Here is a 22,942-nt window from a genome sequence, read left to right as displayed (position 1 = left end):
AGCTCCCTGATAGTCAGGGGCCAAACGAAATAGCCGCAGCCGTGGCGACGAACACGAGTTGCAGGACGGTGCGCTGCCCGAGCGGGGTGACCGGGCGTCCGGCGAGGGTCAGTTCGCGGCGCGCGGCCGAGACGTTGGCCGGGAACATCGCGAGCATGAGCAGGCCGAGCCCGGCCGCGGCCAGCCGGGCGGTCGTCGGGATCAGCAGCCCGACGGCGCCGGCCAGCTCCAGCACGCCGGTGACGGTGACCAGCAGATCGGGCCGGGGTAGGCCGGGCGGGACCATCGCGATCAGGTCGGCCCGGCGCTGGCCGACGAAGTGGGCGAGGCCGGTCACCAGGAACAGCAGTGCCAGTCCGACCCGCAGCGCGGGATGCCAGCCGTCGAGTACGGCGACGCCGGCCAGGCCGGCCAGTCGGGCCAGGGCGGTGCCGACCACAAGGGCGATCAGGGGTGCCATCGAAATCCTCCTCGGCGCAATCTTGTCGGTGACAAGATTGCGCGATGCAGTGGCATCTTGTCAATGGCAAGATAAGATCTGGGCATGACCGAGACGCGTGGCTACCACCACGGCGACCTCCGTCGCGCCCTGCTCGCGGCGGCGCTCGACGCGATCGAGGAGGTCGGGCCGACCGCGTTGAGCCTGCGCGACCTGGCGCGTCGGGCCGGCGTCTCGCACGCCGCGCCCGCCCACCACTTCAGCGACAAGGCCGGCCTGCTCACCGCCCTCGCCGCTCAGGGCTTCGACCTGCTGGCCCAGATGTTGAGCGCGGCGGGAGACGACCTGCTGACCGCCGGAGTCGCGTACGTCGACTTCGCCGTCGGGCACCGCGCGCACTTCGAGGTGATGTTCCGGCCCGAGCTGTACCGGGCCGACGACGCGGAGCTGATCGCCGCCCGGGAGCGCGCCGGCGCCGCCCTGCGTTCGGGGGTCGCCGCACTACCAGCCGGAGGCGACCCCAACCGGGACGCCCTCGCCGCCTGGTCGATCGCCCACGGCTTCGCAACCCTCTGGCTGGCCAACGCCCTTCCGGACCGGGTAGGCGACAACCCGAGCGAGGCAGCCCGCCAAATCCTGAGCCGCCTAACCACCTAACTCCAGCCCGCTCCCACCCGCCCCCGCCCTCCTCGGTTGATCATGAAGTTATCGCCCCGACACGCCGATGCGGGAGGCAATAACTTCATGATCAACGGGGTGGGGGTGGGGGGGGTGTCCCTATGGTTTTGTCAAGCGGCGACGGTTGCGGTAGGCAGCGGGCGTTGCTGGTAGGGGACCTTGTCGCGGAGCATCGCGAACAGGACGTCGACGCGGCGTCGGGCGAGGCAGATCAGGGCCGCGTTGTGGCGTTTGCCTTCGGCGCGTTTCCGGTCGTAGTAGGCGCGGCTGACCGGGTCGGCCAGGGCTGCGAACGCGGCGAGGAAGAAGGCGCGTTTCAGCTGTTTGTTGCCGCCCCGGGGTGGGTGTTCACCGCGGATGCTGCTGCCGGAGCGGCGGGTGACGGGTGCCAGGCCGGCGTAGGCGGCCAGATGGCCTGGGCTGGCGAACGCGGTGCCGTCGCCGACTTCGAGCAGGATCCTCGCAGCGGTCCTGACGCCGATGCCGGGCATCGAGGTCAGGACCTCGGAAAGAGGGTGCGCATCAAGCATCCTGTCCACCTCGACGGCGACCTGGTCGCGCTGTTTGAGCACGTCGCGCAGGCTGTCAGCCAGCCGGGGCAGGACCGTTTCCGCAGCGGCCGTGCCCGCGACGACCACGGTCTGCTCGTCCAACGCGGTCATGACCTGCTCGATGAGACGTTCGCCCATGCGGGGCGCGTTCTTGCTGGCGATGGCGGTGAGTTTGCGGCGGCCGGCCTTGCGCAGCCCGGCCGGTCCGCCGCAGCGCGACAGCAGCTCCAGGACGGCTTTGTGCTGCACCTTCGGTCCCAGCACCCGTTCCAGAGCAGGGTGGATTTGCGTGAGCAGCCCGCGGATGCGGTTGGCGACCCGGGTGGCCTCGCCGGCCAGGTCGTCGTCGAAGCCGACCAGGACCTCGAGTTCGGCCAGGGTCTCGTCGCCGACGTCGACGCGGCGCAGCGTGTGCGGCAAGGTGCGGGCGGCGTCGGCGATCACGTAGGCATCGCGGGCGTCGGTCTTGGCGCTGCCGGGGTGCAGGTCGGCGATCCGTCGCATCGCGAGTCCGGGCAGGTAGGCCACTTGATGACCGCACGCTCGGGCTACCGCGACGGGCAGCGCGCCGATCGTCGCGGGCTGGTCGACCACGACCAGGACGCGGCCGTGGCGGCCGAGCTTGTCGAACACCTGCCGCAGTTTCGCCTCGGTGTTGACCAGCGCCGCGTCGTGCAGCCGTTTGCCGTCCCGAGTCAGCGCGACGGCGTGGTGGCCGTCCTTGCCGACATCGAGACCGAGAAACACCTGGTAGTCGCCGTGCACCGCATCGCCTCCCCGCGACGTCACCCGTCAACCCGGTCGATCAGGCGTCGACTGCCGGCAGCCACGTTACGAAGAGACCTACCCCAACAAAACGGGTGGCCGTGTCCCTATCAGCGGTCCATCGGCGCCACCCGGCCCGGCGACAACACCCCCCGGATCATCCGTACGACAGGGGCAGTAAGTCATACCGAGCCGGGCGACCGAGCAGTCCCCGGCTGGGGACGATCAAAAAGGTAACGGGGGTTACCAGCTGGTGGGGAGTGGCATTCCCTCGGTGAAGCCGGCGGCGCTCTGCACGCCGACGATCGCGCGCTCGTGGAACTGCGTCAGGTCCCGCGCTCCGGCATAGGTGAAGGCGCTGCGGACCCCGGCGATGATCTCGTCGATCAGATCCTCGACGCCGGGCCGGGTCGGGTCCAGATACATCCGCGCCGAGGAGATGCCCTCCTCGAACACCGCCTTGCGGGCCCGGTCGTACGGGCTGTCGTCGGCGGTACGGGCGCTGACCGCCCGCGCCGAGGCCATCCCGAAGCTCTCCTTGTACCGCCGACCGTCCGGCTCGGTGTAGAGGTCACCGGGGGACTCGTAGGTGCCGGCGAACCAGGAGCCGATCATCACGTTCGACGCGCCGGCGGCGAGCGCGAGCGCCACGTCGCGGGGGTGCCGCACCCCGCCGTCCGCCCAGACGTGCCGACCCAGCTCGCGGGCCGCCGTCGAGCAGTCCAGCACGGCTGAGAACTGCGGCCGGCCCACGCCGGTCATCATGCGGGTGGTGCACATCGCGCCGGGACCGACGCCGACCTTGATGATGTCCGCGCCGGCCTCGACCAGGTCGCGTACGCCCTCGGCGGTGACCACGTTGCCGGCCGCCACCGGTACGCCCGGGTCCAGCTTGCGGACCGCCCGCAACGCCGAGATCATCCGCTCCTGGTGGCCGTGCGCGGTGTCCACGACCAGCGTGTCCACACCTGCCTCCAGCAGCGCGGCGGCCTTGCCGGTGACGTCGCCGTTGATCCCGACCGCCGCCGCGACGCGCAGCCGTCCCCGGTCGTCCACGGCCGGCGTGTAGAGGGTGGCCCGCAGCGCGCCCTGCCGGGTCAGCACGCCGACCAGCCGACCGTCGGCGTCCACCACCGGAGCGAGCCGGCGCCGGCCGGCGGAGAGCAGGTCGAAGCCGGTACGCGGGTCCGCGTCCGCCGGGATGGTGTGCAGCTCGGTGGACATCACGTGCCGCAGCTGGGCGAACCGGTCCACGCCCGTGGTGTCCGCCTCGGTGACCACGCCCACCGGCCGACCGGCCTCGTCGACCACGATCACCGCGCCGTGCGACCGCTTCGGCAGGAGGTGGATGGCGTCCCCGACGGTCTCGGTGGGGCCCAGGGTGATGGGTGTGTCGTAGACCAGGTGCCGCTGCTTGACCCAGGCGACGACGTTCGCGACGACCTCGATCGGGATGTCCTGCGGGATCACGGCGATCGCGCCCCGCCGAGCCACCGTCTCGGCCATCCGCCGCCCGGCGACCGCCGTCATGTTCGACACCACCAGCGGGATGGTGGTGCCGGTGCCGTCGCCGGTGGAAAGGTCGACGTCCAGCCGGGAGCCGAGGTCGGAGCGGGCCGGCGCCATGAAGACGTCGGTATAGGTCAGGTCGTGCGCGGGAACCGCGCCGTGAAGGAAGCGCACCTGAACATCATTCCTGCTCGCGCGCACTCCCGCCGCCGCTGGTGGCCCAAACCACCCCCACCGCCCGACCTGTGCGGCGGTCACGAGCCGTCGGTGTCGGCCGCCGCGTGCGCCCGAGCCGCTCCAGGTGGACCTGCTCGAGCAGGCGTGCTTCGACGAGGGCGTCACGCTCCATCGATACGCCGTCCGGGACGTGCGCACGCCGCTGCCGCAGACCGCGTAACCGACTTCGCGCCGAGCCAACCGCGGCTGCTCCACCAGCAACAAAGTCTCGCGCTCGCCCCTCAGGCGATGGTGCAGATGGCGGCGCCGGCGGTGATCACGGCACCGACCTCGGCGGTGAGCCCGCTTACCGTACCCGCCTTGTGGGCGTGCAACGGCTGCTCCATCTTCATCGCCTCGAGCACCACCACCAGGTCGCCTTCGGCCACCGTGTCGCCCTCGGCGATCGCGATCTTGACGATCGTGCCCTGCATGGGGGAGGTGAGCGCGTCGCCACCGACCGGGGCGCCCGCCTTGGCTCCACCCCCGCGCCGAGTCGGCTTGCGGGAGGTGGGCGCCGCGGTGGTCGTACTCCCGCCGAAGCCGGCGGGGAGGCTGACCTCGAGGCGCTTGCCGGCGACCTCGACCACGACGGTGTCGCGTTCTTCCGGCGCCTCGGCGGCGCCGGCGGCGGCGACGAACGGCGGCACGGTGTTGTGGAACTCGGTCTCGATCCACCGGGTGTGCACGGTGAACGGTTCGGCGGTGAACGCCTCGTCCCGCACGACCAGGCGGTGGAACGGCAGCGCGGTGGCCATCCCGTCGACGACCATCTCGTCGAGCGCGCGGCGGGCGCGCTCCAACGCCTCGGTCCGCGTCTCACCGGTGATGATCACCTTGGCCAGCAGCGAGTCGAAGTTGCCGCCGATCACGTCGCCGGCCGAGATGCCGGTGTCCACCCGGACGCCCGGGCCGGTGGGCAGGCGCAGCGTGGTGACGGTGCCCGGCGCGGGCAGGAAGTTGCGGCCCGGGTCCTCACCGTTGATCCGGAACTCGATGGCGTGCCCGCGCGGCGTCGGGTCCTCGGTGATCCGCAGCTTCTCACCGTCGGCGATCCGGAACTGCTCGCGGACCAGGTCGATGCCGGCGGTCTCCTCGGTGACCGGGTGCTCGACCTGGAGTCGGGTGTTGACCTCCAGGAAGGAGATCGTGCCGTCCTTGCCGACCAGGTATTCCACCGTGCCGGCGCCGTGGTAGCCGGCCTCCCGGCAGATCGCCTTGGCGCTGTCGTGGATCTGGGCACGCTGGGCGTCGGTGAGGAACGGCGCGGGGGCCTCCTCCACGAGCTTCTGGTGCCGGCGCTGCAACGAGCAGTCCCGGGTGCCCACGACGATCACGTTGCCGTGCTGGTCGGCGAGGACCTGCGCCTCGACGTGCCGGGGCTGGTCCAGGTAACGCTCGACGAAGCACTCGCCCCGACCGAACGCCGCGACCGCCTCCCGGGTGGCCGACTCGAAGAGCTGGGGGATCTCCTCCATGGTGCGGGCGACCTTGAGGCCGCGCCCACCACCACCGAAGGCGGCCTTGATGGCGACCGGCAGGCCGTGGTCGACGGCGAACGCCATCACCTCGTCCGGGCTGCCCACCGGATCGGGGGTGCCGGGGACCAGCGGAGCGCCGGCGCGCTGGGCGATGTGCCGGGCGGTCACCTTGTCGCCCAGGTCGCGGATGGCCTGCGGGGTGGGGCCGATCCAGGTCAACCCCGCGTCGATGACCGCCTGGGCGAAGTCGGCGTTCTCACTGAGGAAGCCGTAACCCGGGTGTACGGCGTCGGCGCCGGCCCGGGCGGCGACGTCGAGCAGCTTGTCGATGCGCAGGTACGTCTCGGTCGCGCTGTCCCCGCCGAGCGCGTACGCCTCGTCCGCGAGCGTGGCGTGCAGGGCGTCGCGGTCGGAGTCCGCGTACACGGCGACGCTGCCCAGGCCGGCGTCACGGCAGGCGCGGATGACCCGGACGGCGATCTCGCCGCGGTTGGCGATGAGTACCTTGCGCACCTCGTGGCTCCTCCCGGCAGGTTACTGACCGGGAGTGTATCGGCCACGCGGGCCGACCCTAACGATCGCTCAGTGTGGGGTGCGGCACTGAAGTTTAGTCAAACTTGGCTATTACGCTTGTGTGGTGTCTGCGACTCGGATGATGATTCTCGGCCTGGTGCGGTGGATGCAGCCCGTACACGGCTACGACGTGCGCCGCGAGCTGCTGAGCTGGAGCGCCGACAAGTGGGCGAACGTGCAGCCCGGCTCGATCTACCACGCGCTGCGCAAGCTCACCGAGGAAGGTTTGCTGCGGGCCGTCGCCACCGAGCAGGTCGGTGCCCGGCCGGCCCGCACCACCTACGAGGTGACCCCGAAGGGGGAGGACGAGTTCGAGACCCTGCTGCGCAACTTCTGGTGGAACTTCACCGAGCCGGTCGACCCCTTCACGGCTGCCTTCTCATTCCTGCCAGCGATGCCGCGGTCCGAGGCGGCGGCGGCCCTGCGCAACAGGGCCAACCTGCTGCGGGCCGGCATGGAGTCGATGCGTGCGTCGCTCCAGTCGGACTGGGTTCGCAACACAAAGCCGGTGCACGTCAGTTGGATGTTCGAGCTGTGGTCGGCGCGGGCGGACGCGGAGCTGAACTGGTGTGAGCGGATCGCCGACCGGATCGAGTCCGGAGTGTCGTACCTGCCTGCTGAGCTGGCGAACGCCGAGGGTTGGTCGGGTCGACGGGAGGGCGAGGAGCGGATCGATCGTGACGCGAAATAATCAACGTTGACTAGAAACGCTATATCGCGTTAGCCTGCTGGCGGCACAGCGGGGGAGTGCGCCGTTCGGCGTCGTCCCACTCGACGGCCGGCACGGCCGGCCCGACCGACACTCGACGGCCGGCACGGCCGGCCCGACCGACCAGGAGCAGAAATGATCGAGACCAGGGGGCTGCGGAAGTCGTTCCGCTCCCGCGCGGGTCGAGAGACGAAGACGGTGGACGCCGTGCGGGGCGTCAACCTCCAGGTCGCCGAGGGGGAGATCTTCGGCTTCCTCGGCCCCAACGGCGCCGGCAAGACCACCACGCTGCGGATGCTCGCCACGCTGATCGAGCCCGACGGCGGCGAGGCCACCATCGCCGGGGCCGACCTGCGCAAGGATCCGGCGGAGGTCCGCCGCCGGATCGGGTACGTCCCGCAGGGCGGCAGCACGTGGGACGAGTCCACCGCCCGCGAGGAGCTGGTCCTGCACGCCCGGATGTACGGCATCGGCAAGGCCGACGCGCAGCAGCGCGCCGCCCGCGCCCTGGACGCCTTCCAGCTCACCGAGTACGCCGACCGCAAGTGCAAGACCTACTCCGGCGGCCAGCGCCGACGGGTCGAGATCGCGCTCGGCATCATCCACGAGCCGAAGATCGTCTTCCTGGACGAGCCGACCACCGGCCTCGACCCGCAGAGCCGCGCGCACATGTGGGACGAGATCCGGCGACTGCGCAGCGACGGCATGACGGTCTTCATCACCACGCACTACCTGGACGAGGCCGACGCGCTCTGCGACCGCATCGCGATCATGGACAACGGCGAGGTCGTCGCCGAGGGCACCCCGGCCGAACTCAAACGGGAGATCTCCGGCGACGTCGTGCTCGTCGGTCTCGACCTGGCAGCCACCCCGCAGGCCGCCCAGGCGCTCGACGGCGAGCCGTACGTCAACAAGCTGGAGACCGCCGACGAGGGCGGCCTGCGCCTCTACGTCGACGAGGGCGCCACCGCCATTCCCCAGGTGCTGCGCCGACTCGACCACGCCGGGCTGGAGCTGCGCTCGATCGAGCTGCACCGGCCCAGCCTGGACGACGTCTTCCTGACCAAGACCGGCCGCTCGCTGCGCGAGTCCTGACCACCGGAGAGACGACTCATGAAATTCGCCCGCGACACGTGGCTGATCTTCCAGCGGCAGATCCAGCTCCTGCTGCGCAACCCGGTCTGGGTCTTCGTCGGCGTGTTCCAGCCGGTGATGTACCTGCTGCTCTTCGCCCCGCTGCTCAAGCCGGCCCTGAACGCGCCCACCCAGGCCGCCGCCTACAAGATCTTCGTGCCGGGTCTGCTGGTGCTGCTGGCCATCTTCGGCGGCCTGTTCCAGGGCTTCGGCCTGATCGCCGAGCTGCGCGCCGGCGTCATCGAACGGTCCCGGGTCACCCCGATCAGCCGGCTCGCCCTGCTGCTCGGCCGCTCGCTGCGCGACGTGGTCTCGCTCATCGTGCAGGCGGTCATCATCACCCTGCTGGCGCTCCTGTTCGACCTGCGGGTGTTCATCGGCGACCTGCTGCTGGCGTACCTCATGCTCGCCCTCATCGCGCTCATGACCTCGGCCGTCTCGTACGGCGTCGCACTCAAGGTCAAGAGCGAGGACGCGCTGGCCCCACTGATGAACACCGTGGCGCAGCCGGTGCTGCTGCTCTCCGGCATCCTGCTGCCGCTAACCTTCGCGCCGGGCTGGTTGCAGGGCATCGCCGACTGGAACCCGTTCTCCTGGGCGGTCGACGGCACCCGTGCGCTCTTCGCCGGCGACCTGGCCAGTGACAAGGTCTGGCAGGGCCTCACCATCACGGCGGTCCTCGCCGCGCTGGGGGTCTTCTGGGCCGCCCGCCAGTTCGCCCGCAGCGTCCGCTGACGCTGGCGCCTGCCGAAATTCGGGGTGCCCCTCCTGCGGGCACCCCGAATTCGTGCTGACGGCGCTGCGCGCCAGGCGGGTTGCCGGCGTCTCCTCGGTGCTCAGCGGTCGTGGCGGTGGCGGCGGTGTGCTCAGCGGTCGTGGCGGTGGCGGTGGTCAGCGGTGGCGGTGCTCAGTGGTGGCGGCGTTCAGTGGTGGCGGCGTTCAGCGGACCCGGGCGAGGGTGAGGCCGTCCGCGATCGGCAGCATCACCGGGTCGACCCGTACGTCGGCAAGCACCTCGTCGTTGAAGGCGGCGATCGCCCGGTCGTTGGCGTCCCGCGGGGCGATCACCCGTCCGCCGCGCAGCACGTTGTCAACGGCGATCACCCCGCCCGGTCGCATCCGGGGCACCAGCTCGGCCCAGTAGACCGGGTACCCGGTCTTGTCCGCGTCGATGAACGCGAAGTCCAGGTGACGCTCGTGCGGCAACTCCCGCAGCGTCTCGCCGGCCGGGCCGATCCGCAGGTCGATGCGGTCCTGCACGCCGGCGCGGGCCCAGTACCGCCGGGCGATGCCGGTGAACTCCTCGGAGATGTCGAAGCAGGTCAACCTCCCGCCCTCGGGCAACCCCCGGGCGATGGCCAGCGCCGACAGGCCGGTGAACGTGCCAACCTCGACGGCCTGCCGTACGTCCAGCAGTCGGGTCAGGAACGTCAGGAACGCGGCCTGCTCCGGCGCCACCTGCATGGAGGCGTGCTCGGGCAGCACCGACCGGGTCTCCTCGGCCAGGTCCTGGATGATCTCGTCCGGTGGGGCGCCGTGCGCGACCAGGTAGGCGTGCAACTCGTCGGTGAGTGGGATCGACTTCGTGGTCATGAGCGGACGTTACCGAGCGGCTCGACCGATTGGCCGCCCGGCGCGACCTTTGTCCACAGGTCCGTGATCTGCAACCCCAGTTCGGCGAGGAGCCGACGCAGCAGCGGCATCGACAATCCGACCACGGTCCCCGGGTCGCCCTCGATCCGCTCTACGAACGGCCCGCCCAACCCGTCGATCGTGAACGCGCCCGCCACCGCCAGCGGCTCGCCGGTGGCGACGTACGCGGCGATCTCGTCGTCGCTGATGTCCGCAAAATGGACTGTCGTCGAGGCAACCGCCTCCGCGCGCCGCCCACTGACACCGTCGATCAGGCAGTGCCCACTGTGCAGCACACCGCTGCGTCCCCGCATCCGCAGCCAACGCCGGGTGGCGTCGGCCGGATCCGCCGGCTTGCCGAGAATCTCCCCGTCGAACGCGAGCACCGAGTCACAGCCGATGATCAGGGTCCGCTGAGCGGTGCCTGCGGTGCTGGGAGTGGTGTTTCCGCTGGCGTCGGTGCCGGTGCCTGCAGTGCTGGGGGTGGTGTTTCCGCTGGTGCCGGTGCCGGTGCCGGTGCCTGCGGTGCTGGGGGTGGTCGCGGCGGTGGTGGCTCGCCCGTTCGCCGTGACGGCCGGACTCAGTCGGGCCAGCACTGCCTGCGCCTTGAGCCGAGCCAGCTCCAGGCACAGATCCTCGGCCCGATCGGTCACCACCAGGGACTCGTCCACCCCACTGACCAGCACATCCGGCTCGATGCCAGCGGCCTGGAGAGACTTGCGACGGGCAGGGCTGGCCGAGGCGAGCACGAGGCGGAGCGGCAGGGAATCAGACACCAGCCCGACGTTACCGGCTCACCACCCGCCACACCGGTCCACCCGCCCGCGTCGCTCTCGACGCTGTGCTCGTCATGCCCACACGGCCCCGCGCTCTTGATCCCATGGCGGACCCGTGCCCTTGATCCACTCCACATCGCCGATATCGGCCTATCAACCACCCACGAAAGCCCCACATCGCCGATATGAATTCGATCAACCCGCCGACCCCACCGTGATCGACTCGACTTCATGGATATCGGGGTATCCGCTCGCCCGGACACCCCGATTTCAAGGATCCCGAGTCGATCAACGCGCTCCGGCTCGCTCAGCGACTGATTCTGGGCGGCGGATCATCACCACGCCGACGACGTCGTACCACCAGCGCCCATCCGACGCCAGCGGCCACGATCACGCCGAGAGTGGCCAGACCACGAGCTGTCGCGCCAGCACTGCCCTCACCAGGCCGAGCGTCGGCCGTCGTGGTCGGGCCAGCGCTGGCCGGAGCGCTCACCGACTCAAACCCCAGAGGGGGTACGTCTGCCGTCAGCGCTGCCACAAGATCGATCACGCCGTACCCGTACTCATCGTCCCGGCCCGGCGGACCCTTGTCGATGGCAGTGGCCGTAAGTCGATGCGCCACCTCCTGCGCCGGCAGGTAGGGGTACTTCGACCTGATCAACGCCGCCGCCCCAGCCACAATCGCCGTCGCACTCGAAGTGCCCGTGCCCTTCGAGTACTTTCCGCCGTAGCTGGTGCTGTAGATATCGACCGCTGGTGCGACCACGTCGATCTCCGGGCCGGTCACCGAAACGGCGGCATGCTGTCCGTTGCGATCAACGCCACCAACAGCAATTACGCCTTCCTCGGTCGCTGGATAACGCACGCCCGTATCGGCGGGCTCATTTCCTGCAGCAGCTACGATTACAATGTTGGCGTCTTGGGCGGCTCTTAGAGCTTGCTGAAGTCGCACACTTGCGCCGGCGACTGCTGAAATGCTAATGACATCTGCGCCGCTCTCAATGGCGAACTCGATGCCAACGGCCAAGGCGTCTGGCTCGCCGTTACCGCCGGGCGGGGTATCGAAGATGGGTAAAACCTTCGCCTTCGGTGCGATTCCAAGTGCCCCTTGATTATTTCTCCCGTGCGAAGCTATTAACCCGGCCATTGATGTCCCGTGGCTGTCCCGATCTTGACGTCCGTGGCCCTCTCCTCCTGGGATTACGTCAGTGCCTTCCAGGAGGTTTTCTCGCAAGTCTGGGTGAGCGTCAACCCCAGTGTCTGGTACCGCTACGACCACCCCCGAACCCTGGCTTACCAAGTGCGCTTCGGGGACGTGCAGAAAGGGCAGATGCCATTGATCGCCTCGGATAAGTTCTGCTTCTTTTGGTGAGGGCGCAGATCCAGCTGGTAGCAACATTGCGGCCACAGCGAGTCGAAGTGCGCCGGATCGGAGTGACCCGATCACCTGTTAAAGCCAATAGCCGGTCCGGGATCGATTGGCCCTTCTCCCTCCGGTGGAAGGACTACCGGTGCCACGCCTTGTTCTGTTTCCCATGGGTGGTCAGGGTCCCACGAGGGCAAATCATTTCCGTCTGGCCGGGCCTGCGATCGGGTGCTTCCGCTAATTCCGGGTGCCCCACCGAGTGGAAGATTGTGGCTCCCAATGAAACTGCGACCTCCGCTTGGCCGGGTGCCTGCAGCGCCAGTGGGGGAGGTCCCGGCACCGCCGCCACCAATGACCCCGCCCACTGGATTGACCCTCCGAGGTGGCGTGGGTTTGTTGGTGGATGAACCGGTGCCTGAGCCTGGAATCCCTCCGATTAGGCCGCCGGCGGGCGGAGCGGAGCGGCTAGGAGGAATGGGGCGGGAGTTTGTTGCATCGGTGCCTCCGCTGACCGGCCTTCCGGGGAAGCCAGGCGATCCCTTGCGCAGCTCTGATGACGGCCTTAGAGATCCCGATATCGAGGGTGGCGTGGGTATTGGACCAAGTCCGATAGTGGTGGGCGATCCCGCCGTTCCCGGTAACTGAATGGAGGGGGGCGTAATGCTGGACGGTGAGAAATTCCCAGCGGTAGCGCCACCTAATATTGGGCCGATTGTGGGCCCTGACGAGGGTGAGGGTGTAGACGACGGCCGCGAAGGCGCGCTCGGCGAATTGGTGTTGGGAGGGGGTAGAGGTACCGGCATGATCGGCGGTATAACGGGCACTGTCTGATCGCCGTAGACATCGGGGTTGTCTGGCTGCTTCGAGATTCTCGGCGCCGCAGGGGGTTTTTGGAGGGTGGCTTGGGCTTGTTGGAGTTCGCCACTGAGGTTGAACATCATGGCCCGCGCCTGCACGTTCAGCCGTTCCAGGTCGCTGTCCGTCACCGGTGACTCGACCACCCGGTTGCCCATGATCGCTTTGGGGTCGGCGGCTGTGGCGTCGTACGCCTGCTTCTGCTGGAGCTTGGTCGCGTACTCCTCGTGGATCTTGCGAAGCTCGGCGCGGGTGGTGCCGATGGCCTGGGTGGCGGCGGACAGCGCGGTGTAGTTCGCGGCGGCGGCGTCGTGGGTGTGCCGCACCTTGGCGATCAGGTCGTCGAGTTGGGCGATGTACGTGCCGGAGGCGGCGCTGGTCTCCGGGGGCCACGCTTCGGCGAGCCCGCGCCGGTACTCCTGGAGTCGGCCGAGGTGGATCTGGGCCAGGTCGCAGACCTTGCGCCAGCCGGCGACCTGTTTCCAGTGGTTGGTGGTGTCATGGTCTTGGAGGCACGCCCACATGCTGTTGACGTCCATCAGGTGCCAGTCGGTCTGGCCGGAGGTGCGGCCGCCACCTCGTTCGATCATGGCAGGACCACCGGCCTCTGGCTGTCGGGGCCGGTGGGATCGGTCAGCGTCGGCGTCCGGCCGCCGGGCAGAACGGTCCCGGGGTCGGCGAGGGCCCGCTGGACGTCCACGGCGCGGGCGGCGGAGAAGGCGTCGCTGTCGGCGTACTGGGTGGCGACCCGGTCGGCGACGGCGGCGAGGTGGCCGGTTGCGCCCCGGACGGCGTACACCATGTCGGCGGTGGCCTGCTGCGTCTCGTGGTGGGCGTGCAGGAAGGTGACCAGCTCGATGAACGCGTCGCAGGGGTTGGGCACCTTCGCGGACATGTCGTCGGCGATGTACGACAGGTGGGGCGCGTAGTTGCGTTCGACCTCGGCGGCGAGCCGGTCGGCGAACTCGCGGAGCTGGCGGATGTCGGCCTCGATGCCGCCGTAGCTGTGCAGCCAGGGCGCCGGCTGGTCCTCTTCGGGGATCATCGATCCTCCCTATCCGTCACGGCACCGTTTCCCTGAGTGAGGTTAACGGCTGCGCGCCATCCTGGCAGCCCCCACCGGGGCGACCCGGGTCAGCGAGGAAGACGAGGAAGGCCGGAGGCACGCCAGGTGTCGGGGCGGGCCGGGCGACCGCTGCGGGCCCACGCGGACGTGGTCGCCGGTGCGGGGGCGGCGGCCGGGCGGGACCGCACGACGATCGCACCGACCAGAGCGGCCAACTCCTCGGCGGTGGGCACGCCGCGAACGACCCGGAACAGCGGCTCTTCGGCAGACATGCCGCCAGGGTACGCGGCCCGAAGTCATCCGAAGCGAACAGTGGCGTGCCGGCGGTGTGACCGTCGGCGGGTCCGGGTACCGTCTCAGCGATGTCGAACGCGCTTCCCCAACTCGTCGCTGACCGATACCGGCTTCTGTCGCCGCTCGGCCAGGGCGGCATGGGTCGGGTGTGGAAGGCGCGCGACGAGGTGTTGCACCGCGACGTCGCGATCAAGGAGTTGGTGCCGCCTCCGGGCCTCACCGACGAGGAACGCCGCGAGATGCGGGAGCGTTCGCTGCGCGAGGCGCGGGCCATCGCCCGACTCAACCACGTCAACGTGGTACGCATCTTCGACGTTCTGCGCACCGACGGCGACCCGTGGATCGTCATGGAGTACGTGGCGTCGAAGTCTCTGCAGGACACCCTCGCCGAGGACGGGCCGGTGTCGGTGGCCCAGACCATCGAGATCGGTCTGGGTGTGCTGGGCGCGCTGAACGCGGCCCACAAGGCCGGCGTCATGCACCGCGACGTCAAACCGGGCAACGTGCTGCTGGGCGATGACGGCCGGGTGGTGTTGACCGATTTCGGTCTCGCCACGATCCCCGGCGACCCGAACGTCACCCGCACCGGCATGGTGCTCGGTTCGCCCGCGTACATCTCGCCGGAGCGGGCCCGGGAGGGCACCGCCGGTCCGGAGGCCGACCTGTGGTCGCTGGGCGCGACGCTCTACGCGGCGGTCGAGGGCAAGTCGCCGTACGCGCGGCCGTCCGCGATCGCCACGCTGGCCGCGCTGGCCACCGAGCCGATGCCGCCGCCGAAGAACGCCGGCCCGCTCAAGCCGGTGCTCAACGGGCTGCTCCAGAAGGACCCGAACGAGCGGATCACCGCCGAAGTGGCGGAGCGGCTGCTGCGCCGCGCCGGAGGCAAGCGGGCGCGGGGGATCTCACTGCTCGATGGCGTACGCCGGCCGGGGCCGAACGGTCCGCGTGAGCCGCGCCCGCCGCTCGTGCCGGCGCCGCGCCCCGCCGAGGAGAGCGCCGCCCGTCCGGTGTCGCCGCCTGCGCCGCGTACCCCGCCGCCGGTCGCCGCCGCTGCGACCGGGCCGGCGGCTGTCGACGCGACGCCGACGGAGGTCGTGCCGGCCGACGCCGACCCGACGGCGGCGGTGCCGGCCGAGCCGACCGCGACGATTGACCGCCCGGCCACGCCAGAGGCCGACCCGACCGCGACGGTGGCGGCCGCCGACGACAACCCCGACGACGGTACGGCGGAGGCCGACGAGCCGACGGCGGTCGACGGTCCGCCGGTGGCACCGGAGCAGCGCAAACCCCCGACCCCCACGTCGGTCATGCCCCCGGTGAGTCCGGCGGGGCGCGCGGCGGTGCCGGTGTTCGACGGTACGAAGCCGAACAACACCCGCCGGAACGTGCTGATCGGGGCGCTGGTGGCCCTGCTGCTGGTCGGCCTCGTGGTGATCGTGCCGATGCTGACCAAGGGCGACGACACCGAGACCCCGGGGGCCGGCCCGACGACCGGGGCAGTCGCGTCGTCGGCCCCGGCGCAATCCTCCGCTCCGGCGGCGCCTCCACCCACCACTGGCGCACCGAGTGCGACGCCCTCGGCCACGCCGTCGGCAGACCCGAACGCGCTGCCGGCGGGCTGGAAGCTGCACAAGGGGCCGACCTTCTCCATCCCGCTTCCACCCGGCTGGAGCGGCCGTCAGACCAGCTCGGACACGGTCGTCTTCAACCAGTCCAACGGGCCTGGCAAGATGCTGGTCCAGTGGAATTCCGACCCGAAGAAGGACGCGGTCGTCGACTGGAAGGGTCAGGAACCGAACCGTCGGAGGCTGGTCAGCAACTATCAGTTGGTGGGCAGCATCAAGGCCTGCGACTGGTATCGGACCTGCGCCGACTGGGAGTGGTTGGAGACCCGGAACAACACCCGCATCCACGTGCGCAACCGGGGCTTCGTAACCGCAACCAACCGGGGTTACGCCATCCGTTGGGAGATCGCGGATAAGGACTGGCAGGCCAACCTCGCCAACTTCGACCAGGTCGTCAAGGGCTTCGACCCCGACCGGGTCAACTGAAAGGCGTTCCGCACCTTCGCGAACCTGTCTCGCATGATCTTGCGTCGTTCGGGGTATCTGATCTCCAACGACGGAGGGAGGTGCGACATGGGTTACCGATACAGGAACGCCCGGCCCCGGCTGGCACTGTGGATGCTCGTCGCACTCGGCGATGTGGCACTGCTGCTGATCAGCGTTGGGCTTCCGGTATTCGTCGCGCTGTTGGGCGTCGTTGCCATCACCGTTGGTGCGGTGGGCGTCCGGCGGCTCAGCCGGCGGGACGCGCTGGTCCGCGAGGATGCTCCGGTGATGGTGCCGGCGATGAGCCGACGGCGGGCCTGACCCGTACGCGGTGGCGTGGCGGCAGCCGGACCGATTGTCGACCGTGAGGTGACCGTCGATCCCGCTGCCGCCAACCGCCCGATCAGGTGTTGTTGGCCAGCGCGATCAGTCGGCTCCGGTCACCGTTCCAGTAGTTGCGGTCCACGTTGCCGCTGATCCCGGAGACGGCGCCGCTGCTGGTGTACTGCCAGAAGCTCCACACCGGCGCACCGGCCGGCAGGGCGCCCGGCGTGCTCGCCCAGCGGGCCAGCCAGAGCGGGTGGTTGGCCCACGGGCCGGTCCAGCTGCCCGTGCACTGGTTCCACCAGCTGGTGGTGGTGTAGATGACCGCGTACCGGCCGGTGCGGGACCGGTAGGTGTTCAGGAAGTCCTGCACCCAGTTGCGCATGCCGGTCGTGCTGAGGCCGTAGCAGTAGCCGCCGCTGTACGGGTTGCCCTCGATGTCGAGCGCCGCCGGCAGGGTGCGGCTGTCCGCCGACCACGCGCCACCGTTGGACGCCAGGTAGTTGGCCTGGGTGGAGCCGGCGGAGATGTTCGGCCGGGCGAAGTGGTACGCCCCGCGGATCACCCCGGCGTTGTACGCGTTGACGTAGTTCGCGTTGAAGCTCGGGTCCTTGTAGCTGGTGCCCTCGGTTGCCTTGATGAAGGCGAACTCGATGCCCGCGTTGCGGACGCTGGTCCAGTTGATGCTGCCCTGGTAGTTGGAAACGTCGACGCCGGCGGTGGTGGCCGCCGCCGCCGGGCCGGCGGTCGCGACCAGGGTCGCCGCTGCGGTGGCGAGGACAGTGAGGCCGGCCGCGAGCGCGCGGCGCAGCGATGATCGGGTACGGGCCATGAGTGCCTCCAAGCACGCGGTCTATTGACGACCATCTTTGGAGGTTACTGCCCTAGATCACAAGAGTTGTCGAGAAAACTTTCATCGATGGCTGTCGGTGGTTTCCGAGGACTGCGGCGCGGAAACGATCAGCGCAGGGCGGCCGGGTCGAGCTGCCAACGGAACGGCTCGACGATGCTCAACGTCTCGCCGGCCTTGGCGACCTGGTCCTCGACGTAGTGCTCGCCGTCCAGCCGATAGAGCCGCAGCGAGTGACCGTCACCGTCCTGCTCGACCAGCAGATACCACGGGATTCGCGCGATGGCGTAGAGCTGCATCTTGACCAGCCGGTCGGCGGCGGCGTTGCCGGGCGGCAGGACCTCGCCGACGAGGACCACCTCAGCGGCCTCCACCACCGTGCCCTCGTCGTCGGTGTCCGCGACGACCACGTCCGGGATAGCGATCCGGTCCACCCCGAGCCTGACGTTTACCGCTCTGAACACCGCGAGGCCGCCTGCGGAACACTCGACGTGGTTTGCCAATCGACGTGACACCAATTGATGCCGCTTGCTCGGGACCGGGCTCACAAGCAGGATCCCGTCGACCAGTTCGATCCGGTCCGGCGTCTCACCAAGGGCAAAGTAGTCGTCCTCGGTCCAGGGGCCGATGTGGTGTTCCAGGGGTACCGATCTCATCCGCAATCACCTCGTTCCCCGCTCAGTCTCATGCCCTGCGAGCGGGTGCCTCGGGAGCGACACGGAACGCCGCCGGTAGGCTCGCGCCCCATGATGTCCATCGACGGGCTGGGCGAGAAGTGGGACACGCTGTTCGGCGCTCAGCCGGACCCGCCCCCGCTGCTGGTGTTGATCACCGCTGCGGTCGCGCTGGTGGTGGTGTCCACCCGGCTGCCGTGGCGGATCGCCCGCAACGCCATCACCATCGCGCACGAGGGCGGGCACGCGCTGGTCGCCCTGCTCACCGGCCGCAAGCTGCGCGGCATCCGGCTGCACTCGGACACCTCCGGCCTGACGCTCTCCGCCGGTCGGCCCAGCGGGCCGGGCATGATCCTCACGCTGCTCGCCGGCTACGTCGCTCCGCCGCTGGTCGGGTTGGCCGGCGCGTGGCTGCTCGGCGGCAACCGGATCACGCTGCTGCTCTGGGTGGCGGTGGTGCTGCTGCTCGCCATGCTCGTCATGATCCGCAACGCCTTCGGCGTGGTGTCGCTGCTGGTCACCGGGGCTCTGGTGCTCGTCGTCTCGTGGTACGCCACGCCGCAGGTGCAGGCCGCGTTCGCGTACACCGGGGTGTGGTTCCTGCTGCTGGGCGGGGTGCGGCCGGTGGTGGAGCTGCAACGGCTGCGCTCCCGCGGCCGGATGCCCGCCTCCGACGCCGACCAGCTCGCCGGACTGACCCCGTTCCCGGCGTTCTTCTGGGTGGTCCTCTTCGCCCTGGTCAACCTGGCCGCCCTGGTCGCCGGCGCGCTTCTGCTCACCGGCTCCATCCTCACCGACGCCGGCCTGACGCTCTGACCTTACGGGGCAGAATGAGGCCATGCGATACGTGATCATCGGGGCGGGAGCGGTCGGCGGGACCATCGGCGTACGGCTGGCGCAGGCCGACCGGGACGTGACAGTGGTGGCGCGCGGCGCGCACCTGGACGCGATCCGGGAGCGCGGCCTGACGCTGCGGCAGCCGGACGGCGACGTGACCGCCCGGCTCGCCGCCGTGGACGGCCCGGACGACCGGCCGCTGCCGGCCGACACGGTGCTGGTGCTCACCGTCAAGTCGCAGGACACCGAGGCCGCGCTGGCGACCTGGGTGGACGCGCCGGTCGCCGGTGGTGGCACGGCCGGCGAGCGGCTGCCCCTGGTCACCGCGCAGAACGGGGTGGCCAACGAGCGGGCCGCCCTGCGGCTCTTCGCCGACGTGCACCCGGTCTGCGTCTGGCTGCCCGCCACCCACCTCGACCCGGGCGTGGTGGTGGCCAACGGGCACCCGCACCCCGGGATGCTCCACATCGGCCGGTACCCGGGCGGCGCCGACGACACCGACCGGGCGATCGCCGCCGACCTGACCGCCGCCGGCTTCGTCGCGCCGGTGCGCGAGGACGTGCTGCGCTGGAAGTACGGCAAGCTGCTCAACAACCTCGGCAACGGCCTCCAGGCGTTGCTCGGGCAGGACATCCCGGACGCGTTGGCCGAGCGGGTACGCGCCGAGGGCGTCGCCGCGCTCGCCGCCGCGCGCATCGGGCACACCTCCCCGGCCGAGGAGAAGGCCGAACGCGGCGACCTGGTGCAGCAGCGCCCGGTCGACGGCACGAGCCGCTCCGGTGGATCCACCTGGCAGAGCCTCGCCCGGGGCGCCGGCTCGACCGAGGTGGACCACCTCAACGGAGAGGTCGCGTTGCTCGGCCGGCTGCACGGCGTACCGACGCCGGCCAACGTGGCCGTGCAGCGGGCGGTACGGCGGGCCACGCGGGAGCGGATCGCGGCCGGCGCGTTCCCGCTCGCCGAGCTGGAGAAGATGATCGCCTGACCGGGGCAACCGACGGCCGTGTCCGGCGCGTGTTCCCTGCGACCGACACGGGGAGGTAGCGGGTGCCGGACGTCGACGGGTTCGACGAGTTCTACCGGGGGAGCCGACAACGGCTGCTCGGTTTCGTCTACGCCCTCACCGGCGACCGGGTCGAGGCCCAGGACGCGGTGCAGGAGGCGTACATCCGGGCGTGGCAGCGCTGGTCGACGATCAGCGGGTACGACGACCCGGAGGCGTGGGTGCGGGTGGTGGCCAGCCGGATCGCGGTCAGCCGCTGGCGCAGCCTGCGCAGTCGCGCCCGCGCGTACCTGCGTCACGGCGCGACCGAGACCGTTCCCGGGCCGGGCACCGACACGGTCGAGGTGGTCGCCGCGCTGCGTCGACTGCCTGAGGAGCAGCGCACCGCCATCGCCCTGTACTACCTGATGGGTATGCCGGTCGCCGAGGTGGCGCGGGAGACCGCCGCCCCGGTGGGCACGGTCAAGGCCCGGCTCTCCCGGGGGCGTACCGCGCTCGCCGGTCTGCTCGCCGTCTCTGATCTGGAGGAGGCCGCCGATGCGTGACGACCTGGCATTCGTCGAACAGATCCACCGGGAGTTGCAGGGCGTGCGCTGGCCAGCCGCGCAGGAGATCCGCGCCCGGGCCCGTCGTCGCAGCCAACGCCGGATCGTGGTGGCCACCGTCGTGTTGGCTCTCACCGGTGCCTCCGCCGTGGCGACCGCCGCCCCGGGACAGTCCCCGGCGCCCGGTCTACCGGCGGCCGCGCCGACCCGGCACGAGATTCCCCTCGACGCACTCCTGCAGCCGGCAGATCTCCAGCAGCAGGTCTACACGCAGCTCAGCCAGTCAGGGCTGGGCGAGCCGGTCCGGCTGGAGGAGACGCTCGGCTACTGCCGGACGAGCCAGGGACTGTCCGACGGATGGCAGACGTCGAACGTGTCCCGCTCGCAGACCCTCATGCGTAGGCACTCCCCGGACCACCTCGTGGAGGGTGATGTCCTGCTCATGCAGGATCTCTTCCGGCTGGCGCCCGAGACGGCCAGACAACTCTTCGTCGGCTTGGACGACGTGGTCGCCCCGTGCGCCCGGTGGCGGACCGTCGGGCAGGCAGAGGTGAACGGGACCACGCAAATGACAGAGGTGATCCACCGGTGGTCGGTGGCCCGGCGGGGTTTCGCCGGGGATGACGCGGCGATCCTGCGGGATTCGCTCACCGCCGACCGGGACGTGCAGACCGGGCAAGCGTTGAGCGACGAGCCGACGCCCCTCCTCCTGGCCGTCGTGCGGGTCGGCGACACCGTCTCGGTGCTTCGTCCCGGGTACGACGGCACCGAATCGGATCTCGTCCAGCTCGCGGAGGCGGCGGCGGCCCGAATGTGTGCCGCAGCGAACCCGGCCTGCTGACCCTTCCTGATCGCACAACTACGGGGATGTTGCTGCCTCCCGGCGCTGGGAGGCAGCACTTTCCCCGAAGTTGCGCGGATCAAGCGGGCAGGGCGTCGCGCGGGAGAAGCGCCTCAGAGCGGGATGTTGCCGTGCTTCTTCGGCGGCAGGGTCTCGCGCTTCGTGCGCAGGACGCGCAGCGCCCGGACGATCTGGGTGCGCGTCTCGTGCGGCGGGATCACCGCGTCGACGTACCCGCGCTCGGCGGCCACGTACGGGTTGGCCAGGGTGTCCTCGTACTCGGCGATCTTCTCGGCCCGGACCGCCGCCGGGTCCTCGGCGCCGGCCAGCTCCGAGCGGTAGAGGATGTTCACCGCGCCCTGCGCGCCCATCACGGCGATCTGCGCGGTCGGCCAGGCGAAGTTCAGGTCCGCGCCGAGGTGCTTGGAACCCATCACGTCGTACGCCCCGCCGTACGCCTTGCGGGTGATCACGGTGACCTTCGGGACGGTCGCCTCGGCGTACGCGTAGATGAGCTTGGCGCCCCGGCGGATGATGCCGTCCCACTCCTGGCCGGTGCCGGGCAGGAAGCCGGGCACGTCCACGAAGGTCAGCACCGGGATGTTGAACGCGTCGCAGGTGCGCACGAACCGGGCGGCCTTCTCCGAGGCGGCGATGTCCAGGGTGCCGGCGAAGTGCATGGGCTGGTTGGCGACAACGCCGACCGGGCGGCCCTCCACCCGGCCGTAGCCGACCACGATGTTCTGCGCGTAGAGCGGCTGGACCTCCAGGAACTCCCCGTCGTCCAGGACGTGCTCGATGACCGTGTGGATGTCGTACGGCTGGTTGGCCGAGTCCGGGACGAGCGTGTCCAGCTCGCGGTCCTCGTCGGTGATCGTCAGGTCGGCGGGAGCCTCGAAGACGACCGGCTCGTCGAGGTTGTTCGACGGCAGGTACGACAGCAGGGCCCTGACGTAGTCGACCGCGTCGTCCTCGTCGGTGGCGAGGTAGTGCGCGTTGCCGCTGCGCGTGTTGTGCGTGCGGGCCCCGCCCAGCTCCTCCATGCCGACGTCCTCGCCGGTCACCGTCTTGATCACGTCGGGGCCGGTGATGAACATGTGCGAGGTCTGGTCGACCATCACGGTGAAGTCGGTGACCGCCGGGGAGTAGACCGCGCCCCCGGCGCAGGGCCCCATCACCAGCGAGATCTGCGGGATGACCCCGGACGCGCGGACGTTGCGGAAGAAGATCTCCCCGTACAGGCCGAGCGACACCACGCCCTCCTGGATGCGGGCGCCGCCGGAGTCGTTGATGCCGACGACCGGGCAGCCGATCTTCATGGCCAGGTCCATCACCTTGACGATCTTCTCGCCGAAGACCTCGCCGAGCGAACCACCGAAGACCGTGAAGTCCTGGGCGAAGACGCACACCTGCCGGCCGTCCACCGTGCCGTAGCCGGTCACCACACCGTCGCCGTACGGGCGGTTGCGCTCCAGCCCGAAGGCCGTGGACCGGTGCCGGGCCAACCCGTCCAGCTCGACGAAGGAGCCCTCGTCGAGCAACATCTCGATCCGCTCGCGGGCGGTCTTCTTGCCCCGCGCGTGCTGCTTCTCGACCGCACGCGCCGACCCGGCGTGCACCGCCTCGTCGACCCGGCGCTCCAGGTCCGCCAGCTTGCCCGCGGTGCTGTGGATGTTGGTCCCGGTCTCGGTAGTCACCCAGGGAATATAACGATGGTTCAGGTCGGCGCTGCTGTGCAGTACGCCTCAGTACCTCCCGCGGTCACCGCCGTAG

Annotated in this window: 22 protein-coding genes; 10 read left to right on the top strand and 12 right to left on the bottom strand. The window is 70.1% G+C overall.

Annotated elements, in window-relative coordinates; all coding sequences use genetic code 11:
- Positions 1 to 13: 13 nt before the first annotated feature.
- Positions 14 to 460, bottom strand: coding sequence for a DoxX family membrane protein (locus OG505_RS22685; protein WP_405427338.1), 447 nt, complete (start codon positions 458 to 460; stop codon positions 14 to 16).
- Between the two features lie 84 nt (positions 461 to 544).
- On the opposite strand from OG505_RS22685, the gene OG505_RS22680 reads away from it, so the two are divergent.
- Positions 545 to 1,096 (top strand): TetR/AcrR family transcriptional regulator, encoded by a 552-nt coding sequence (locus OG505_RS22680; protein ID WP_405427336.1) that lies wholly within the window; start codon positions 545 to 547, stop codon positions 1,094 to 1,096.
- Positions 1,097 to 1,227: 131 nt separating this feature from the next.
- Here OG505_RS22680 and OG505_RS22675 read toward each other — a convergent pair whose 3' ends face one another.
- From OG505_RS22675 to OG505_RS22665, 3 genes are all read right to left on the bottom strand, one after another.
- Positions 1,228 to 2,433: an IS110 family transposase gene (locus tag OG505_RS22675; protein ID WP_405434360.1), complete on the bottom strand. Its 1,206-nt coding sequence runs from the start codon at positions 2,431 to 2,433 to the stop codon at positions 1,228 to 1,230.
- A 243-nt stretch (positions 2,434 to 2,676) separates the two neighbouring features.
- On the bottom strand, positions 2,677 to 4,116 hold the full coding sequence (locus OG505_RS22670) for a GuaB1 family IMP dehydrogenase-related protein (protein ID WP_405427334.1): 1,440 nt from the start codon (positions 4,114 to 4,116) through the stop codon (positions 2,677 to 2,679).
- 284 nt (positions 4,117 to 4,400) lie between these two features.
- Positions 4,401 to 6,152, bottom strand: coding sequence for an acetyl/propionyl/methylcrotonyl-CoA carboxylase subunit alpha (locus tag OG505_RS22665; RefSeq protein WP_405427332.1), 1,752 nt, complete (start codon positions 6,150 to 6,152; stop codon positions 4,401 to 4,403).
- A gap of 139 nt (positions 6,153 to 6,291) precedes the next feature.
- On the opposite strand from OG505_RS22665, the gene OG505_RS22660 reads away from it, so the two are divergent.
- The 3 genes from OG505_RS22660 to OG505_RS22650 all read left to right on the top strand — a co-directional run bounded on the left by OG505_RS22660 (position 6,292) and on the right by OG505_RS22650 (position 8,790).
- On the top strand, positions 6,292 to 6,903 hold the full coding sequence (locus OG505_RS22660; protein ID WP_405434644.1) for a PadR family transcriptional regulator: 612 nt from the start codon (positions 6,292 to 6,294) through the stop codon (positions 6,901 to 6,903).
- Positions 6,904 to 7,056: 153 nt separating this feature from the next.
- Positions 7,057 to 8,016 carry an ATP-binding cassette domain-containing protein gene (locus OG505_RS22655; RefSeq protein ID WP_355062909.1) on the top strand — a complete coding sequence of 320 codons (960 nt, stop codon included), beginning with the start codon at positions 7,057 to 7,059 and terminating at the stop codon, positions 8,014 to 8,016.
- Positions 8,017 to 8,034: 18 nt separating this feature from the next.
- Positions 8,035 to 8,790, top strand: coding sequence for an ABC transporter permease (locus OG505_RS22650; RefSeq protein ID WP_354854032.1), 756 nt, complete (start codon positions 8,035 to 8,037; stop codon positions 8,788 to 8,790).
- A 204-nt stretch (positions 8,791 to 8,994) separates the two neighbouring features.
- On the opposite strand, the gene OG505_RS22645 is transcribed toward OG505_RS22650, so the two are convergent.
- The 5 genes from OG505_RS22645 to OG505_RS22625 all read right to left on the bottom strand — a co-directional run bounded on the left by OG505_RS22645 (position 8,995) and on the right by OG505_RS22625 (position 14,022).
- Positions 8,995 to 9,648, bottom strand: coding sequence for an O-methyltransferase (locus OG505_RS22645; RefSeq protein WP_355062911.1), 654 nt, complete (start codon positions 9,646 to 9,648; stop codon positions 8,995 to 8,997).
- The gene (locus tag OG505_RS22640) at positions 9,645 to 10,463 is read right to left on the bottom strand and encodes a Maf family protein (RefSeq protein WP_405427329.1); all 819 of its coding nucleotides are present in this window, start codon (positions 10,461 to 10,463) and stop codon (positions 9,645 to 9,647) included. The genes OG505_RS22645 and OG505_RS22640 overlap by 4 nt, the downstream gene beginning before the upstream one ends.
- A 307-nt stretch (positions 10,464 to 10,770) precedes the next feature.
- Positions 10,771 to 11,862, bottom strand: a complete 1,092-nt coding sequence (locus OG505_RS22635; RefSeq protein WP_405427327.1) for a S8 family serine peptidase — start codon at positions 11,860 to 11,862, stop codon at positions 10,771 to 10,773.
- A gap of 1,408 nt (positions 11,863 to 13,270) precedes the next feature.
- Positions 13,271 to 13,729, bottom strand: coding sequence for a hypothetical protein (locus tag OG505_RS22630; protein WP_405427325.1), 459 nt, complete (start codon positions 13,727 to 13,729; stop codon positions 13,271 to 13,273).
- 89 nt (positions 13,730 to 13,818) lie between these two features.
- Positions 13,819 to 14,022, bottom strand: coding sequence for an acyl-CoA carboxylase epsilon subunit (locus OG505_RS22625; protein WP_405427323.1), 204 nt, complete (start codon positions 14,020 to 14,022; stop codon positions 13,819 to 13,821).
- 90 nt (positions 14,023 to 14,112) lie between these two features.
- Between OG505_RS22625 and OG505_RS22620 the strand changes: the two genes are divergently transcribed.
- Both OG505_RS22620 and OG505_RS22615 read left to right on the top strand, forming a co-directional pair.
- Entirely contained in the window at positions 14,113 to 16,095 is a 1,983-nt protein-coding gene (locus OG505_RS22620) for a protein kinase domain-containing protein (protein ID WP_405427321.1), read from the top strand.
- 87 nt (positions 16,096 to 16,182) lie between these two features.
- The gene (locus OG505_RS22615; protein ID WP_405427319.1) at positions 16,183 to 16,416 is read left to right on the top strand and encodes a hypothetical protein; all 234 of its coding nucleotides are present in this window, start codon (positions 16,183 to 16,185) and stop codon (positions 16,414 to 16,416) included.
- A gap of 82 nt (positions 16,417 to 16,498) precedes the next feature.
- Here the strand turns inward: OG505_RS22615 and OG505_RS22610 are convergent, their stop codons facing one another.
- A complete protein-coding gene (locus OG505_RS22610; RefSeq protein WP_405427317.1) occupies positions 16,499 to 17,251 on the bottom strand; it encodes a GH25 family lysozyme in 753 nt (250 codons plus the stop codon).
- 128 nt (positions 17,252 to 17,379) lie between these two features.
- On the bottom strand, positions 17,380 to 17,925 hold the full coding sequence (locus OG505_RS22605; protein WP_405427315.1) for a Uma2 family endonuclease: 546 nt from the start codon (positions 17,923 to 17,925) through the stop codon (positions 17,380 to 17,382).
- Between the two features lie 90 nt (positions 17,926 to 18,015).
- On the opposite strand from OG505_RS22605, the gene OG505_RS22600 reads away from it, so the two are divergent.
- The 4 genes from OG505_RS22600 to OG505_RS22585 all read left to right on the top strand — a co-directional run bounded on the left by OG505_RS22600 (position 18,016) and on the right by OG505_RS22585 (position 21,169).
- Positions 18,016 to 18,759 (top strand): M50 family metallopeptidase, encoded by a 744-nt coding sequence (locus OG505_RS22600; protein ID WP_405427313.1) that lies wholly within the window; start codon positions 18,016 to 18,018, stop codon positions 18,757 to 18,759.
- 22 nt (positions 18,760 to 18,781) lie between these two features.
- Positions 18,782 to 19,765, top strand: a complete 984-nt coding sequence (locus OG505_RS22595; RefSeq protein WP_405427312.1) for a ketopantoate reductase family protein — start codon at positions 18,782 to 18,784, stop codon at positions 19,763 to 19,765.
- A 62-nt stretch (positions 19,766 to 19,827) separates the two neighbouring features.
- The gene (locus tag OG505_RS22590) at positions 19,828 to 20,328 is read left to right on the top strand and encodes a SigE family RNA polymerase sigma factor (protein ID WP_405427310.1); all 501 of its coding nucleotides are present in this window, start codon (positions 19,828 to 19,830) and stop codon (positions 20,326 to 20,328) included.
- The gene (locus tag OG505_RS22585) at positions 20,321 to 21,169 is read left to right on the top strand and encodes a hypothetical protein (protein ID WP_405427308.1); all 849 of its coding nucleotides are present in this window, start codon (positions 20,321 to 20,323) and stop codon (positions 21,167 to 21,169) included. Before OG505_RS22590 ends, OG505_RS22585 begins: the two co-directional genes overlap by 8 nt.
- Before the next feature lie 113 nt (positions 21,170 to 21,282).
- On the opposite strand, the gene OG505_RS22580 is transcribed toward OG505_RS22585, so the two are convergent.
- Positions 21,283 to 22,866, bottom strand: a complete 1,584-nt coding sequence (locus OG505_RS22580) for an acyl-CoA carboxylase subunit beta (protein WP_405427306.1) — start codon at positions 22,864 to 22,866, stop codon at positions 21,283 to 21,285.
- Positions 22,867 to 22,942: the final 76 nt, after the last annotated feature.

The sequence above is a fragment of the Micromonospora sp. NBC_00617 genome (assembly GCF_045161355.1).
In the GTDB taxonomy this organism is placed as follows: Bacteria; Actinomycetota; Actinomycetes; order Mycobacteriales; family Micromonosporaceae; genus Micromonospora.
This window is presented reverse-complemented; position numbering and strand designations above follow the sequence as displayed.

Bases quoted from the DNA above. Each gene is read 5' to 3' on its own strand.
- OG505_RS22680 (WP_405427336.1), top strand. From the start codon at position 545: ATGACCGAGACGCGTGGCTACCACCACGGCGACCTCCGTCGCGCCCTG.
- OG505_RS22610 (WP_405427317.1), bottom strand. From the start codon at position 17,251: ATGGCCCGTACCCGATCATCGCTGCGCCGCGCGCTCGCGGCCGGCCTC.
- OG505_RS22605 (WP_405427315.1), bottom strand. From the start codon at position 17,925: ATGAGATCGGTACCCCTGGAACACCACATCGGCCCCTGGACCGAGGAC.
- OG505_RS22630 (WP_405427325.1), bottom strand. From the start codon at position 13,729: ATGATCCCCGAAGAGGACCAGCCGGCGCCCTGGCTGCACAGCTACGGC.
- OG505_RS22600 (WP_405427313.1), top strand. From the start codon at position 18,016: ATGATGTCCATCGACGGGCTGGGCGAGAAGTGGGACACGCTGTTCGGC.
- OG505_RS22650 (WP_354854032.1), top strand. From the start codon at position 8,035: ATGAAATTCGCCCGCGACACGTGGCTGATCTTCCAGCGGCAGATCCAG.
- OG505_RS22620 (WP_405427321.1), top strand. From the start codon at position 14,113: ATGTCGAACGCGCTTCCCCAACTCGTCGCTGACCGATACCGGCTTCTG.
- OG505_RS22635 (WP_405427327.1), bottom strand. From the start codon at position 11,862: ATGTTGCTACCAGCTGGATCTGCGCCCTCACCAAAAGAAGCAGAACTT.
- OG505_RS22655 (WP_355062909.1), top strand. From the start codon at position 7,057: ATGATCGAGACCAGGGGGCTGCGGAAGTCGTTCCGCTCCCGCGCGGGT.
- OG505_RS22585 (WP_405427308.1), top strand. From the start codon at position 20,321: ATGCGTGACGACCTGGCATTCGTCGAACAGATCCACCGGGAGTTGCAG.
- OG505_RS22625 (WP_405427323.1), bottom strand. From the start codon at position 14,022: ATGTCTGCCGAAGAGCCGCTGTTCCGGGTCGTTCGCGGCGTGCCCACC.
- OG505_RS22595 (WP_405427312.1), top strand. From the start codon at position 18,782: ATGCGATACGTGATCATCGGGGCGGGAGCGGTCGGCGGGACCATCGGC.
- OG505_RS22685 (WP_405427338.1), bottom strand. From the start codon at position 460: ATGGCACCCCTGATCGCCCTTGTGGTCGGCACCGCCCTGGCCCGACTG.
- OG505_RS22660 (WP_405434644.1), top strand. From the start codon at position 6,292: ATGATGATTCTCGGCCTGGTGCGGTGGATGCAGCCCGTACACGGCTAC.
- OG505_RS22645 (WP_355062911.1), bottom strand. From the start codon at position 9,648: ATGACCACGAAGTCGATCCCACTCACCGACGAGTTGCACGCCTACCTG.
- OG505_RS22615 (WP_405427319.1), top strand. From the start codon at position 16,183: ATGGGTTACCGATACAGGAACGCCCGGCCCCGGCTGGCACTGTGGATG.